We start from the raw sequence: 16433 nt of genomic DNA, 5'->3' as shown, positions 1-16433 counted from the left end.
TAAGTTGGGCAGAGACTGCAAACCCGCTATTTTAACTCAATAGAGGCATTTCGACCAGAGCATGTAGGAGATGAATTGCGGTTATTTCAACCTTTATTTTCACTCAGTTAAAATTGCTTCCCTAAGCACCTTTTCTCTAATTCCCTCCTTAATCAATAGCTAATAAAGGCACAAACCTTAAATCTCCTGTCTATACTTCCAACATGACCGAAAATACTCCCACATGCTGCTATCACGAAGATGAAGGCTTTTCCTGCTCAGAACCCGCAGGAAGCTCTGGATTGTGCTATTGGCATGACCCTAAGATCATTAAAAATAAGCCTGAGGATATCCATAATTTAGAGCTGTTCGCCCGAAATGGCGGCATGCTCAGGGGCTTGGCACTTAAACGTGCCAAACTGCCCGGCATAGATCTGGTTAGGCATCATCAAAAAGTAGGTTTCGATATGACTCACGCAGAGTTATATCGTGCCGACCTTCAAGGTGCACATCTATTCAACCTCAATCTTCATAAAGCCAGTTTAATGAAGGCGGATCTCAGAGACTCGAATGTTCACTGCGCAAACTTAGTAGGGACTAATCTATTGGGTATCAAGTGGAATGGCGCCAAGATTGAGAACATCACCACCGGGACAAAATTAAAACAAGAAACGTTAGCCTTGGAAGCCGTACGTGTGGGTGAAAAAGAGATAGCCAGAGATTATTTTGAGCAGGCAGAAGAGATCTATCGCGACCTTCGTAAAGCCGCCGATCGCGAGGGGCTGTTTGCAATGTCGGGTGACTATATCCGCAAAGAGCTCACCATGCGCCGCCATCAAATGCCCAAATATAGCTTCCACCGAATTATCTCAAAAATGATCGATCTGTTCTGTGGTTATGGTGAAGCACCGTTACGGGTGATTGGGTTTTCAATGGGCCTGATTATTGTCTGCGCTATTTTCTATCTTTTTACCGGCTTGAGTTACGACGGCAAGATACATGTATTCCAACTGAGCAATGACTTTGCCAGCAATTTATACCTGTTTTTCAACTGTATTTACTACTCGGTGGTGACCTTTACGACTCTGGGATACGGTGACTTTACCCCTATCGGATTCTCCCGAGCCATTGCAGCGATAGAAGCATTTACCGGCAGTTTCACCATCGCCCTGTTCGTGGTGGTATTTGTGAAAAAGATGACAAGATAAAGAGGGAACCAGATTCTGGCCTTGGATTGTACTCTCTGCTCATGACTCCTGGCTAAGCCTTCGCTGCCGCCCTCCCAAGATCTGGATCACATTGCGAATCGAGACACTCGACCAAACCCCGCAATCTACACACACTTTGTGAAGGTCTTTGCAAAATTAGTATTTGATAATACTGCTTAGACCTGATCCACAATGAGCCATGGTTATACTCATTGGAATTAAAAATGACCTCTTTATCGCTCGCGCTTTGCAGAGCACTCCCTCCCTACACATAAAGAGACCTCATTGTACCAACAAAGAAATGCCAACTAAGAAACTTGCTCCTGATAGCTAATGAATAACGAAGGCTGATACGATGAAAAAGCTGAAAATCGATGGTACCTTGCTATCGGCTCATCCCGAAGAACTCCTGATTGACATAGCAAGAGATGCGGGGATAGCGATCCCCAGTCTTTGCGAGCGGCCAGGCACGGGTAAACACAAGAGTGGCAGTGAAGAGAAAAGCCACTGCAACCTCTGTGTAGTTGAGATCCATTCTCAAGAGACGACTACAGAGGAGGAGGCCAATCCCTCAACCGTAAGGTCCTGTGAAACGACATTGGGTGAGCTTTGTGCCAGTGCCGCAACCGACATGAGCGCAGGCAGCGAAACTCAGATTGAAGTTGTCACTCAATCGGCCTACCTTAGCCAGCAGCGACAAGCCTCGTTGACAGAAATATTAAGTGACCACTTTGCAGACTGTGAGGCCCCCTGCCAACAAGCCTGCCCGGCAGGCGTCGATGTACAGTCATACCTGTTTCATATCGCACAAGGCAACCATAAAGAAGCCGTAAAGGTGATTAAGCAGACCCTGCCACTCCCTCTGTCTATCGGCAGAGTATGCCCCGCATTTTGTGAAACCGAGTGCAGACGAGGCCTGGTTGATGAGCCTGTAGCAATAAGACAGCTCAAGCGACATGCTGCAGACCTGGATATCGAAGACAGCGAGAGCTATGTGCCACCTAAGTCTCCGGCAACAGGGAAAAAAGTCGCCATTATAGGCAGTGGACCCGCAGGTATAACGGCCGGATATTATCTGTCCAATTCGGGACACGATGTCACCATCTATGAGTCAATGCCAAAAGCCGGCGGCTGGTTACGCTACGGAATTCCTGAATACCGTCTCCCTAAGGCGATACTCGATAAAGAGATCGACCTGCTGTGTAAAAACGGTTTAAACATCCAGACTAACATCAGGCTGGGTGAGCAGATCCACCTTAAGCAGCTTGTCGATGATTTCGATGCAGTATGCTTAGCCATAGGCGCACAAAAAGCAGTACCGATGAACTATCCGGGTATCGATCTTGAAGGTTGTTACTTAGGTGTCGACTATCTAAAAGATCACTGCACAGAAAAGCGCTACAGGACAGGAGATAAGGTGGCCGTGATCGGAGGGGGAAACACCGCCATAGATTGCGCGCGAACCGCAAAGCGTGACGGAGCCGATGTGACCCTCATCTATCGTCGCACCCGTGACGAGATGCCTGCCGAGCCTTTTGAGATCGAGGAAGCCGAACACGAAGGGATTAATTTCCATTTCCTGACAAACCCCATAGAGAATCACAGTGATCTCCATGGAAGAGTAGAGAGTGTCACCCTGGAAAAAATGGCATTAGGGGAACCCGATGCGACAGGAAGAAGGGCTCCCATCGCTACCGGAGAGCATTTTACCCAAGCCTTCGATACCGTTATTCCAGCCGTTTCACAGATGCCGGATATGGAGTTTCTTAAACACCCGGAAAGTCAGCTCACCACAGGGAAGCTGGCTCTTACCCGCTGGAATACATTCGAAGGTTGCGATCATACTATGTCGGCGGGCCTGTCATCAGGCATCGATAAACTCTTTGTATTAGGTGATTCCAGAACGGGACCGGCTACGGCCGTCGCAGCGGTGGCCGACGGCAGAAAAGCCGCTCAGGCTATCGAAAAGTTGCTGACACAAGGTCTGGCCTGTGAGCTTAGCCCGAAGCAGTTCAATGCCACTAAATCCGGTGACAACACTGAGTTGTCGTCGGCACTTTATCCTGATATAAAGCAACGACCTAAGGCCAAGATGTTAGAGCTCGGCCTGCAAGAGAGAAGCTTTAATTTCAATGAAATTGAACTCGGCTTCGAGCCCGATCAGGCGATGCAAGAGGCAGCCCGATGTCTTGAGTGTGCATGCCAGGCCAATACCGACTGTAAGCTGCGCGACTATGCGACCGAATACAAGGTTGATTCCACCTCCCTCACCAATAGTGAACCGGCGGACGCACCGAGACAATTCAGTATCGATACCAGCAGCCCTTTCATTACCTTCGATGCTAACCGCTGCATCAGCTGTGGTGCCTGTGTGGAAGTTTGTCAGGGTCAGGATGGCCATAATGCCATCAGCTTTGCGCCCGATAACTATCAGGCTCTGCCAACCGAAATTGCAGTCCAACAGTGTAAACGCGCCCCTCGTGCAGGCTTTAGCGCTTCGATGAATGACAGTGATTGTGTGCAGTGTGGTAGCTGCGTTCAAGTCTGCCCAACTGGAGCCCTGGTCGATGCGCGGGATAAAACTCAGGGAGTAAGGATTGAGCTGAAGCAGGTATCGACCATCTGTACCTACTGCGGTATAGGTTGCAGGCTTAATATGCATGTCGATGAAACCGAAAATAAAATTAAGCGGATCACCGGCGATACCCGCTCAGTCGTCAATGAGGGGATGTTATGTGTCAAGGGCCGCTTCGGTTTTGACTTTATCTCCAGTGAACAGAGGCTGACTCATCCGCTCATTCGAAAAGAGGGAAAGCTGGTTCGAGCTTCCTGGAGTGAAGCTTTCGATTATATCGGCAGTAAACTCAGTCCCATTATCGAAAAACATGGCGGTAATGCGCTGGCCGGACTCGCCTCGGCCAAAGCGACAAATGAAGATAACTATCTATTTCAAAAGCTATTCAGAAGCGTTATCGGCACGAATAATATCGACCACTGTGCCAGATTGTGTCATGCATCGACCGTTACCGCCCTCTATGACAGCTTAGGCAGCGGAGCCATGAGCAATGATATTCCGGGCATTAAAGAGTCCGATCTGATCTTCATATTAGGCTCCGATACCAGCAACGCCCATCCAATCATCGCCTCACGGATTAAGACGGCTATTCGTGACCATGGTGCCAGACTAATCGTTGCCGATCCCAAGCGAGTAGATATTGCCGATCACGCTCGCCTCTACGTCAAACAGAGACCCGGCACTGACATCATGCTGCTCAATGCTATCATGCAGCAGATCATTACCAATAACTGGCACGATCAGGCCTATATTCAGGACAGAGTCGATGGATTTAGCGCCCTTTACGACGAGGTGATGAAGCCAGACTATAACCTAGGCAATGCAGAACTTATTACCGGCGTTGATGCAGCAGATATTGTCGCTATCGCACAGATGATAGGAACTGCAGAGAAGACGGCGGTCTATTACGCCATGGGGATCACCCAGCATACTTCAGGCCATGACAATGTCACCGCAATTTCCAATCTGCAGTTGCTCTGCGGGAACATAGGTGTTCGTGGCGCAGGCATTAACCCACTGCGAGGTCAGAGTAATGTTCAGGGAGCATGTGACATGGGCGCGCTACCGAATTATTTCAGCGGTTATCAAAGAGTCGATGATCCTCTGGTGCAGCGTCAATTCAGACAAGCCTGGAACAATCAGGAACTCCCCAACCGGGAGGGCATAGCAGCAACTGAGATGATGCTTTCAATTCTCAAGGGAGATCTGAGAGCACTCTACATTATGGGTGAGAACCCGGTACTGAGCGATCCCGATCAGACTCATGTACTCGAAGCTTTGCAGGCTGTAGAGTTTATGATTGTGCAAGATATCTTTCTGACTGAGACCGCCGAGCTTGCCGATGTGGTACTCCCGGCCCTGACGTTCGCAGAAAAAACAGGACACTTCACCAATACCGAGCGCCGGGTACAGCAACTGCAAGTAGCAGTAAAAGCTCCGGGAATTGCTATGGACGACTGGCAGATAGTACAACAAGTTGCCAACCGTTTAGGCGCCGACTGGCACTATGAAGATGAGAAAGCGATATGGCATGAGATAACTCAGGTTACCCCTCAATACCGGGGGATTAGTTGGGACTCAGTCGACATTAACACTGAACATGGCATCAAGGGAGTTCAATGGCCCTGCCCGACGCAGAACCATCCAGGCACTCCTGTACTGCATACCAGCCAATTCACCCGTGGCCGGGCACAAATGAGGCCTGTAAGCCATACGCTTCCCCCGGAGATGCCGTGTAGCGAATATCCGCTTATCCTTTCAACCGGCCGCTTACTCGAGCAATTTCACACCGGAACCCTCACTCGAAAGACGGCGGGACTGGATGAGCTTGGTGCACCAAAGGTGATGATATCTGTCTATGACGCTGAGATATTAGGGATTAATAATGGCGATATGCTAACGATCTCATCTCGCCGTGGGGAGATTGAAATCGCGGCCTTTGTGACTAAACGAGCCCAAGCGGGAGTGTTGTTTTTACCCTTCCACTTTGCAGAAGCGGCAGCCAATAAACTGACCATCAATGCACTCGATCCTATCGCAAAGATCCCCTCGTTTAAGATCTGTGCCATCAAAGCGGAAAAGCTTGAACCGGCAATGGGGTAACGCATTTCAGAGCGTGACATAAACCATCAGCAAAAAAGGGAAGCTAATCGCTTCCCATTTTTTTGTCACAAAGCTTAACGACTACACCTTAAACTGCCCGACCAGATCGCCCAGGTTATCTCCCTCCTGCGCCAGCTTCTGACTCACACCAGAGGTACTCTGACTCGAACTCATCAACTCATTGACGATATCCTGAATCGCAAAGACGTTACGATTAATCTCCTCGGTCACTGAACTTTGCTCCGTTGCTGCGGTAGCGATCTGCGTACTCATATCATTTATCGACGTCACGGCCGATGTCACCGCACCCAAACTCTCAGAGATGGCTCTTGATGACTCAACCGAACGCAAACAACTCTGCTGACTCGCATCCATGGTACTCACAGCTTGTGAGACAAGGTTGTGAAGTTCACTAAGCATCTCATTAATCTCTAATGTGCTGGCCTGAGTCCTGCTGGCCAGGCTGCGAACTTCATCGGCAACCACGGCAAAACCTCGCCCCTGCTCACCGGCTCTCGCCGCCTCTATGGCTGCATTTAACGCCAATAGATTAGTTTGCTCGGCAATACCACCAATCACGGTTAAAACACTATTAATTTTCTGAGATTGTTCACGCAGGGAGTTAATATGCTCGGCAGCCGTGTCTATTTCAGCCATTAGTGACGATACTTCGGTTAATGAAGTATCAACACAGTCCTGAGCCGTGGTCACATCTCCGGTTGCGGCGAGTGTTGCTTCAGCCACTTGAGAAGTATTTTGTGCTACCTCACTCGCGGTCGCTGACATCTCGGTGATAGCAGTGACCACCTGATCAGTCTCATTGTTATGGTTAGCCAACTGCTCAGCCATCACCTGTGTCTGTGTATTAATATCATCTGCGCCACTCTTGACCTCTAGGGTGACATTGGCGACATCCCTGATGATCCCCTGCAGCTTGTCGACAAACAGGTTAAATGCCCGGCCAAGCTGCGCAATCTCATCACGCCCCTCAATATCGAGTCGCTTAGTAAGATCTCCTTCCCCTTTGGCAATATCTTCTAAATTGGTCACCATATTTCTTATGGGGTGTACCATACGTTGCGCCGCAATAAGCACGCCCACTACTGTCAGCAAACCTAAAACCAAGGTAATAACCAGTATGGTTATCGCTTTACTCTTCATATGTTCGGTGAGCGTTTGTTGGAAACCGGAGATCTCCGCTTCGATATCATCCATATAAGCCCCGGTACCTATCATCCAGTTAGTATTGGGGATCATCGCGGCATAACTCACCTTAGGCACCAACTCGGTTACACCGGGTTTTTTATGGTGATAGTGGAAAATGCCATCGCCACTTCTGGCGGCATCCAGCAGACCGACTATGACTTTCTTGCCATTGGGATCTGTCATCCCAATATTATTCATCCCCTCTTTCTCAGGCGTTGCACCGTGAAAGATGTTGATCCCCTGCTCATCATAGATGAAGAAATAGCCCGACTTACCGAAACGAACTTTACGCAGTGCAGCTTTCGGATCTCCTCTCTCACCCAGGGATAGTTGGTAAGCCACGATTTGGACGGCTATCTCAACCTCCTCTTGAAGCTGGTGCTGACGACTCTCAAGCAACTTTTCTCTGAAAGAGACAATATCTTGCTCTAAATTACTCGACTCAATCTGGTAAGAGAGGGCCATCAAACAGGTAAAGACTAACACCAAAGGAAGCAGTGCGAATAACAACAGTTTATTTTTCAAACTCATGTTTAGCATCTCTATACTCTCCCCACATGAACTTTTTTGTAATAAATACCCATAGTGAATAAAGTATAGATGATATGTACATTTGGTTATGTTTTAAGCAAAGATATTCAGTCTTAAGAATGAGGATTCGAAAGAAACCAGAGCTGTACGAATTAATACAGTGGCATTTTATCTACATTATCGAGAAGGACTCTCTTTCCTAAAAGCCTTTCAACCCAGGTAACCACCTCTTTCGAGGTTGCTCTGAATGTCGTTAGCTTTCCGCCATAAAGGCTCAATATTCTTGGGTGGGAGATGCGCTGTAATTGCAATATTTCTCTCGGACTCTCAAATGCACTACCACTGTGTTTGGGTAAGACTCTTACACCACAGAAAGTCTCGACAATCAGCGCCTCAAGTTTTTCCACACTGCCTGAACCGGGAAAATAATGCCGATAGATACCCAGCAGGTAGAATTGCTCTTCACGAGTTGGCTCAGGTTGATGAACTAAGCACTCAATGCTTGTTTCTGTTGTTCCCAGTAAGGTCTTTCCCTTCCATGGCATAACAAACACAACCCTTTCATCGAAACATGACTCTAAGTACAAAATCCCATCGGGCGGAGAGATATCGAGTAGGAGATGGGTTCCTTGAACCAGCTCAACCTCCTCTTTCACCATAGGGGGAGCGACGCAGTCCAGAACCTCATTAACCCAGGGACCCGCTGCATTGATAACCGATGAAGCCTGTACCACGAACTCCTGATCCAGATGTGTATATTTCACCTCACAATCATCAGGCCTATGGGTTATTGATTCACAGGTAGCATCTTGTAATACCTTTGCTCCCAATGACTCAGCACTTTTAATCACGGCTTGTGTTAACGCTTTATCATCGGTTTGCGCATCCCAGTATTGAAATACGGCCCTTAACCCCTGGAGCTTTAATCCTTTGATCTTTGACCATTGGACTGCGGGAAGACTCTTGAAACGCCCTAAAGGATCGAACTCGCTAAGTAATGCATAGAGACTCAATCCGGCCCGGACAGTCCACTGGTTGCGATGGCTATTGCGATAGACGGGAATGTAGAAAGGAACGGGCTTAACGAGAGTGGGGGCAAGGGTAAGCAAACGTCTGCGTTCGGCCAAAGATTTTCGAACTAAAGGAAACTGTCCGGTCTCCAGATATCTCAAGCCACCATGGATAAGCTTACTGGAATTAGCCGAAGTTTGTCCTCCCACCTCCCCTTTCTCCAGTAGCAAGACACTGAAACCTGAAGCGACAGCGCACTGAGCGATACCAGCCCCATTGATTCCACCACCAATAATGATCACATCCACTTTTCCCACGACATCTCCTTATGGAACCCGACACTAAGCAAAGCAGGCTTACACTCAAGATAGCATGAACTTTAAGCATTAATACCAATCGGTATAACTCAACTGTTATGACTTTTCGACCGCAAGTTCATGATAGACCTGATCACATAAGCTTTTAAGCTGCACTAACGACTCCATAGGTGTTCCCACTTTACAGCGCATTAACTCAGGAATTTCCATTGCAGACTCTCTTAAAGATTCCCCATCTTGCGTAATATGCAGCACCCTGACTCTTTCATCTTTTTCACTTCTTCCACGGCTAATCAGCCCCTTTCCCTCTAACCTTTTAAGTAGAGGAGTGAGAGTGCCTGAATCGAGGTGAAGTTTATCGCCTAAGGTTTTAACGCTGATCCCTTCATGCTCCCAAAGAACCAACATGGCCAGATATTGCGGATAAGTAAGATCGAGTTTATTGAGTAGAGGTCGATACGCCCTCACCATGGCATTTACTGCACTATATAGTGAGAAACAGACTTGATTATCCAGTGACAATGGATTGCTATCTTTTTCTGTAGTCATATTGAAGTAAAGATGTTGATTCAGTTGTGCACAATATACTTCTATCTAACCCGTAAATCGATCACTTTGCCCAAAAAACACCTCTCTTTTCGAGAAATAATGTAAATTTTCAGCCCACTTTTCATCTTCTTCGAAGCCATGCATCTACCGCCAAAAAAAACTTTCACTTAAAGAGGGTACTGATTCAGACTGGTGTGAGTGCCTGTCAGCTTTCTGACTCCTACAATAACAAGATAATTAACCTCATCAACCGATAGAAATTCTCATCTTCCTTTAAATTGATTTTCCTCCTGCATTAGCTTAAATTTGCGCCTAAAATATGGAATACACTTAGCAAAAAATGGTAAGCCAACACTCACATACCAGATAATTGCTTCAATGGAGTTGAAAATGAAAGCAGAAATCGCTGTTTTATTTCTGATGTGCACATGGAATGTTGCCGCGCAATGCGACAATAATATTTACCTGACCTCTATCCCCTATGCTAAAAATAGCTCCTACTTTCCATCTGAATATTCGAAGAAGCTGGATGCAGTGCTTGAACAAACCTCGGCCAATAAAGGGTATCTGTTACTCGAGTTTCAAGTCACAGAGCAGGCAGATAACGAGAGTAAAAAATACAATATGTGGCTCGCAGGTCGCAGGATAAACAGAGTAAAAGAGTACCTGACAACCTTGAGCTATCCCTCACCTATCGTCAGCAAAATACTAACGGCGAGCACTCACGATAGACGTGATGTCAGTATCAGCTGGTGCAAGCTTTCAGAAAATCAGAGCTCGACTGCTATCGCCGCTCATGGCAAGCGGAAGGTCTCTGAAAGCGATCTGAATCACGCCCCGGACTAACATTAATCGTAGCGATGTGACCAAAATCAGCTTCATCCACCCCGTATCCCATCATAATAGATACCAGATCCTGTGGTTAATAAACACAAGTACAGTCGTGCTTAGTTTCCGAAAAGGATTAGGCACGACTTTGGAGTGAGCGACTCACAAACCCCGAATAAGTTTAATATTTTTTTATTAAACAAGCCTCAGTTCCCAAATCCGAATGTTTCGAGATTTAGGTTGCAACTATTGAACACAAATTTATCTATTAAGCTAACAAAGCGTAAAATATTAGCATATTCCATTATTCTCGATTGAGACCATCCCATGGGAGGGAACATGGCCAGAACCATACTATTGCTTATTTTTTTCTGCCTCAGCTCGTTTTCCACAGCCAGTTATGCTGTACCTACAACTTCAGAGGCAACCCCGCCTCAAACTTGGCATTATGTGAATGCAGATGGTGAACTCAAGGTAAAGCTCTACTTTTTCTGGTCTAAGACTTGCCCTCACTGCGCCGAAGCCCATCCATTTATCGACTCACTTCCCCAAAGATACCCCTGGATAGAGCTGGAGTCCTATATGGTTTCAGAGCCAGGCTCTATGAATAAATGGAAAGAGATCTCAGCATTAACTGAGACAGAGGCAAGATCGGTTCCCTATATGGCATCGTGTGAAAAAGCGGTGATTGGTTACAGCAGTGAAGCGGTTACGGGGCAGTATTTGCTTCAAAACCTCAAGACCTGTTATCAATCTTTAGGCGGAACACTCGATCCTAACGAGACTTATCAGCCGGTCGCCTCAACGGCAACAAAGGATGCCCCTCTTTTCGGCACTTGTAGTGATAGCAGTGGAGATGAAGCTGGTGCTGGTACATGCGATCTGGGGTTAGCAGAACCCCAAGCTCACACCAGCTCAGTTCAACCGGTAGAGCTGCCCCTGATTGGGGTGGTAAACCCGGAGCAGCTGTCCCTGCCTCTGTTGACCGTTGTACTTGCTGGCGTGGATGCCTTTAACCCTTGTGCCTTCTTCGTACTCCTGTTTTTGCTTTCGATCATGGTCAATGCAAAGAGTCGAACACGCATGCTCATCGTCGGCGGAATATTCGTTTTCTTCTCAGGCTTTATCTACTTCCTCTTTATGATCGCCTGGTTGAATATATTTGAGCTGTTAGGCGCTGGCAGCGATGGTGGAATGATTATTCTCGGAGCGGGTATCCTGGCCCTTATCGCCGGTATGATTAACTTGAAAGACTACTTCTATACCAAGGGGGAGGTATCGCTCTCCATGTCGGCAGAAAACCGAACCGGGCTTATCAAACGGATGGGGAAGCTCACCAATGCCAGTTCAATGGCGGCAATGATAGCCGGTACCGTTGTCCTGTCCATTCTCGCCAACGCATATGAGCTACTCTGTACCGCTGGATTCCCGATGATATATACCAGTGTACTGGCAATGCATGAGTTACCGGATATGGAACGATACCTCTACTTAGCTTTTTATAATATCGTCTATGTCATTCCACTGGCGGCTATTGTTATCGCCTTCAGCGCAACCTTAGGCAAGCGCAAGCTCACCGAAAAGGAAGGACAAACTCTTAAGCTGATGTCAGGCATCATGATGGTAGGGCTCGGCGGAACGCTAGCAGCAGATCCCACCGCTCTGCAGAATGTCGCACTTGCTATCGGTCTTATCCTAAGTTCGATTCTGCTTACATTCGTCATCACGATGACAAGAAAGACATTGGCAAAATCTAAGGGTTAAAGCTCTGCTTTAATGCTTTTTAACTGCTAAAAAAGGGTGCCCTTCGTCCGGCACCCTTTTTGAGCATTAATCGGATGTTCAAAATATTCGTCCGCTCATATTAAAGTTTCCCCATATACGGCCGATAAACACCTATCTAGATAGTAGGAGAGCAGCATGGCAGTAACAATCGGTACCCCCAATTTAGAACCTAATATGAGCAATGGAAGTGTCGGTGTGAAGGTGGCTCAGCTGGCCAAGGGACAACAGGAAGCCGAAGGTGAGATTGCGCTCCAACTCATTCAAGCTGCACTGCCTGAGACTCCGGCAGCGCCTGTCGGAAATTCAGGACACAATGTAAATATCAAGGTATAAACAGGTAATGAAAGCTCAGTCATAGAAGCCGTTGACCAGCTATAGGTGAACGGTTTTTTAGTTTCCCCCCCATAAAACCAGCTTATGGCATTCACCACTGCCCCGGTAATATCCCCCAAGAGATTAACCTTCAACGTATCGGTCCCTGCCCGTTGATTTAGCTCTATAAAGTAAAGTATCGGCTTTAGAGATAAAATCATCGGCGCTCATCCCCTCCCGCCATTGACATACGCCCTGTGAGACGGTGATATAATGCCCTAACTCTGAATCGGGGTGGTCTAATTTTATGCCCGCAAGTTTATCTCTGACTTTTTTCGCAATCTGGCAACCACCACTCAAACCGGTATCGGGAAGCAGTAACACGAACTCCTCCCCCCCATACCTGGCAGCGAGATCTCTCGGGCGGTGACAGATAACGGCTAGCACCTTAGCGACCTCAACCAGACATTCATCCCCCACCTGATGACCAGAGCTATCATTGAGACGTTTAAAATAATCTATATCGATAAGGATAAGGCTCAAAGGGTGATTGTTTCTCTCTGAAGCCCTGATCTCCTGTGACAGTATCTCATCGAAATGACGACGATTGCTGATATTGGTTAAACCATCGACCAGTGCCATCCTTCTGAATTGCTTTAACAAATATTGTTTTTCCACATCCCGGACGATCGCCTTCTTGAACCAGGAATACAAGACTTTCTGCCCCGTCACTAATATCGCCAAGATACAAAACAGTTTCGTCACCGGAAACAGTGGGTTTGCAGGTATTTCAATGAACCGAATAAAGAAACTAGATAGCATCAGAGGCAACACTGCCATGAACATGACTCTTCTATCGGGAAATAGTGCGATCGCAAAAGTCAGCACTAAAACGTCTACTAATGCCTCAACACCTGTCAACGAGGCGTGTCCTGCATACATCTCCCCCCCAGTATAAAACAGTTGCCAGATCACAAATATCCAGGCCGCTTCTAACATGAATAGATAGATGTTCAGCCCCCTATTTGAGATTTCGATACCCTTAAAAATCCAGCTCACCGCAGTACCGATTAAGGCAACAACCACAACAGGCGAAAGCAAAACACTAGTCTCTCGTATGCTGAGCATTGGAGAGGGTTGCATAAGCATATTCACTAAGAAGACTGTGGCTAAGAAAAGTGATATCAAAGCCGCCGACATAGCTCCCTTGACTAAATAGAGATGGGACTCTTTTTTTAGCTGAGGCTCAAATGATGGAATAGTGATGTTAGAAGCGATGGTTTTACACCCTTTAAAAAAACTCGTTAAACCATGATTTAATCTGTTGTTTTTTAATCAGACATGAAGTCATTATAGGCAGGTTAGAAAAAACAGCCAAACTAAGCTGTTTATTATCTAACGAGTGTCTGTAAAACAAAATAAGCCAACTTTGATAGCTGGCTTATTTAAGGTTAAAGCGGTGATAACTGTTAGGCGGCAACCTGTTCCTGCTCGGGTTCGCTATGCCTGATAAGGTAATCAAAAGCACCGAGAGAGGCAGTTGCGCCACTGCCCATGGCAATAATAATCTGCTTGAAAGCCGAGTTAGTTACATCACCGGCGGCAAAGATACCAGGCACGGATGTTTCACCTTTACCATCGACGATGATCTCGCCTCTGACGGTCAGATCGATAGTGTCCTTTAACCATTCAGAGTTCGGTATCAAGCCAATTTGAACGAAGATACCGGCAAGCGCTACATGATGAGATTCACCCGTTGCTCTGTCTGTATAATTGAGACCGTTGACACGCTTACCATCACCATTGACCTCGGTTGTCATCGCCTGAGTGATGATCTCAATATTACCCATTGAAGCCGCTTTACGCTGCAAGACCTCATCGGCTCTTAACTTAGTGTCGAACTCCAGCACGGTGACATGCTCGACGATATTAGCCAGATCGATTGCCGCTTCTATGCCTGAATTACCACCACCAATAACGGCGACACGTTTACCTTTAAACAGCGGGCCATCACAATGCGGGCAGTAAGCCACACCTTTACCACGATACTCCTGCTCACCAGGTACATTCATTTCACGCCATCTTGCGCCCGTCGCCAGAAGTACAGTCTTACTCCTGAGCACCGCGCCATTCTCCAGCTCCAGTTCGAACAGTTCACCGGACTTAAGGCTTAGCGCTCTTTGGTTATCCATGATATCGACATCATATTCATGAACATGGGCCTCGAGATTTGCCACCAGCTTAGGGCCTTCGGTGGCCTTAACTGAGATAAAGTTTTCAATACCCACAGTTTCGGCAACCTGGCCACCAAATTTGTCGGCCACGATCCCGGTGCGCAACCCTTTACGTGCCGCGTAGATAGCAGCCGATGCTCCAGCCGGGCCACCACCAACGACTAAGACTTCGAAAGGCTCTTTTTCCGCCAGAGCCTCTGCCTGACGGGCTACGGCTCCGGTATCAATTTTATTTAAAATTTCAGTTAAGCTGATACGCCCTTGAGCGAAGAGTTCACCATTAAGATAAACAGAAGGTACGGCTAAGATATCTCGCTCAAAGACCTCTGTTTGAAACAGAGAACCGTCGATCATCACGTTGGTGATATTCGGATTGATCGCCGCCATCATATTGAGTGCCTGCACAACATCCGGGCAGTTCTGGCAACTCAGAGAAACATAGGTTTCAAAATGGTATTCGCCCGACAATGCCTTTATCTGCGCAATAATCGCATCATCCAGCTTTAATGGGTGACCACCGGTATGAAGCAGAGCTAAAACAAGAGAGGTAAACTCGTGCCCCATAGGCAGGCCGGCAAACGTAATATCTGTCATGCTCTCTGCATTAGTCACTTTCATCGATGGCATACGCTTGCCTTGGGCTTCAGAAATGCTAACTAATGGTGACAGACTCTCAATGTCCCGGGCTAATAATCTGAGCTCTTGGGCTTTAGGGCTGTCATCTGCAGACACGACAAGTTCAACTGGGCGCTTGAGGTTTTGCAGATAGGTGTTCAGTTGATTTTTAAGATTCGCATCTAACATGATAACTCCTAAAAATTGATACTACTCTCTTTGAGTATCAATGAATAAAATGGGATATAAAAATGACAGGCTCGGTCATAGCAGGGGGGTTGTCCGAGCCGGTTTGGAGATGAAATATCACTGAAGTGAAAGTTAATCAGTCACTCAAGTGGCCGGTAGTTTGGAGGTATATACTGGGTATATCTACCGGCTAATGGTTTATTTAGATCTTACCGACCAAGTCAAGTGAAGGTGCAAGAGTCTCAGCACCTGGCTGCCATGCTGCTGGACAAACTTCACCGTCGTGAGTAGCAACATACTGAGCCGCTTGGATTTTACGAACAAGTTCAGCCGCGCTGCGACCAATACCCAGGTCATGAACTTCACTGACTTTGATTTGACCTTCAGGGTTGATAACGAAAGTTCCGCGAAGTGCTAAACCATCTTCTTCAATCATCACGCCGAAGTTACGTGTGATAGCACCCGTTGGGTCACCAATCATTGGATACTGGATCTTGTTGATTGTATCTGAAGCATCGTGCCACGCTTTGTGGGTGAAGTGTGTGTCGGTCGATACAGAGTAAACTTCAACACCCATCGCCTGCAATTTCTCGTAGTGGTCAGCCATGTCACCGAGCTCTGTCGGACATACAAAAGTGAAGTCAGCAGGATAGAAGAAAACAACTGACCATTTGCCTAACATGTCTTGCTCAGTAACTGGTACGAACTCACCTTTGTGGAATGCTGTTGCAGAGAATGGTTTGATTTCGGTGTTTATGATTGATTGATTCATTTAAAGCTCCGTTAGAGGTTATTAATTCTGTCGACTGACCCTGTATCTGTTTGTCAGTTCGTTTTCGATGTGAAGATAATAACCAAGAGCATTAATTAAAGATAACGAGTAAAACCTATTATCCTAATCGGTTTTTCAGAACAACTGAGTTTAATGAACAGTTTGACGAATAAACAGACACAAACATGCACTTTATGACTAAAAAACAATTGAATTGGT

11 protein-coding genes are annotated in these 16433 nt (G+C 46.9%); 5 read left to right on the top strand and 6 right to left on the bottom strand.

The genetic code is table 11. The features are described 5' to 3' along the window. Positions 1–203: 203 nt before the first annotated feature. Positions 204–1187, top strand: a complete 984-nt coding sequence (locus SSED_RS04330) for an ion channel (protein WP_012141186.1) — start codon at positions 204–206, stop codon at positions 1185–1187. Between the two features lie 355 nt (positions 1188–1542). Continuing rightward, positions 1543–5865 carry a formate dehydrogenase subunit alpha gene (gene fdhF, locus SSED_RS04325; protein ID WP_012141185.1) on the top strand — a complete coding sequence of 1441 codons (4323 nt, stop codon included), beginning with the start codon at positions 1543–1545 and terminating at the stop codon, positions 5863–5865. Between the two features lie 81 nt (positions 5866–5946). On the opposite strand, the gene SSED_RS04320 is transcribed toward fdhF, so the two are convergent. The 3 genes from SSED_RS04320 to ohrR all read right to left on the bottom strand — a co-directional run bounded on the left by SSED_RS04320 (position 5947) and on the right by ohrR (position 9479). Then, positions 5947–7611, bottom strand: coding sequence for a methyl-accepting chemotaxis protein (locus SSED_RS04320; RefSeq protein ID WP_012141184.1), 1665 nt, complete (start codon positions 7609–7611; stop codon positions 5947–5949). A gap of 143 nt (positions 7612–7754) precedes the next feature. Further along, positions 7755–8930 (bottom strand): glycerol-3-phosphate dehydrogenase/oxidase, encoded by a 1176-nt coding sequence (locus tag SSED_RS04315; RefSeq protein ID WP_012141183.1) that lies wholly within the window; start codon positions 8928–8930, stop codon positions 7755–7757. A 96-nt stretch (positions 8931–9026) separates the two neighbouring features. Beyond that, positions 9027–9479, bottom strand: a complete 453-nt coding sequence (gene ohrR, locus SSED_RS04310) for a transcriptional regulator OhrR (protein ID WP_012141182.1) — start codon at positions 9477–9479, stop codon at positions 9027–9029. 390 nt (positions 9480–9869) lie between these two features. Here ohrR and SSED_RS04305 point away from each other — a divergent pair, with 390 nt between their 5' ends. The 3 genes from SSED_RS04305 (at position 9870) to SSED_RS04295 (ending at position 12425) form a co-directional block, all read left to right on the top strand. Then, a complete protein-coding gene (locus tag SSED_RS04305; protein WP_012141181.1) occupies positions 9870–10325 on the top strand; it encodes an OmpA family protein in 456 nt (151 codons plus the stop codon). A 321-nt stretch (positions 10326–10646) separates the two neighbouring features. Further along, positions 10647–12071: a TlpA family protein disulfide reductase gene (locus SSED_RS04300; protein WP_012141180.1), complete on the top strand. Its 1425-nt coding sequence runs from the start codon at positions 10647–10649 to the stop codon at positions 12069–12071. A 156-nt stretch (positions 12072–12227) separates the two neighbouring features. Further along, positions 12228–12425, top strand: a complete 198-nt coding sequence (locus tag SSED_RS04295; RefSeq protein WP_012141179.1) for a hypothetical protein — start codon at positions 12228–12230, stop codon at positions 12423–12425. A gap of 123 nt (positions 12426–12548) precedes the next feature. Here SSED_RS04295 and SSED_RS04290 read toward each other — a convergent pair whose 3' ends face one another. From SSED_RS04290 to ahpC, 3 genes are all read right to left on the bottom strand, one after another. Then, positions 12549–13604, bottom strand: a complete 1056-nt coding sequence (locus SSED_RS04290) for a GGDEF domain-containing protein (protein ID WP_012141178.1) — start codon at positions 13602–13604, stop codon at positions 12549–12551. A 269-nt stretch (positions 13605–13873) separates the two neighbouring features. Further along, positions 13874–15442 carry an alkyl hydroperoxide reductase subunit F gene (ahpF, locus tag SSED_RS04285; RefSeq protein WP_012141177.1) on the bottom strand — a complete coding sequence of 523 codons (1569 nt, stop codon included), beginning with the start codon at positions 15440–15442 and terminating at the stop codon, positions 13874–13876. A 202-nt stretch (positions 15443–15644) separates the two neighbouring features. After that, positions 15645–16214: an alkyl hydroperoxide reductase subunit C gene (ahpC, locus tag SSED_RS04280; RefSeq protein WP_012141176.1), complete on the bottom strand. Its 570-nt coding sequence runs from the start codon at positions 16212–16214 to the stop codon at positions 15645–15647. Positions 16215–16433 lie beyond the last annotated feature (219 nt).

Source organism: Shewanella sediminis HAW-EB3 (genome assembly GCF_000018025.1).
Taxonomy (GTDB): domain Bacteria; phylum Pseudomonadota; class Gammaproteobacteria; order Enterobacterales; family Shewanellaceae; genus Shewanella; species Shewanella sediminis.
Note: the sequence above shows the minus strand (reverse complement) of the source record. Positions and strands in the feature narration are given on the sequence as shown.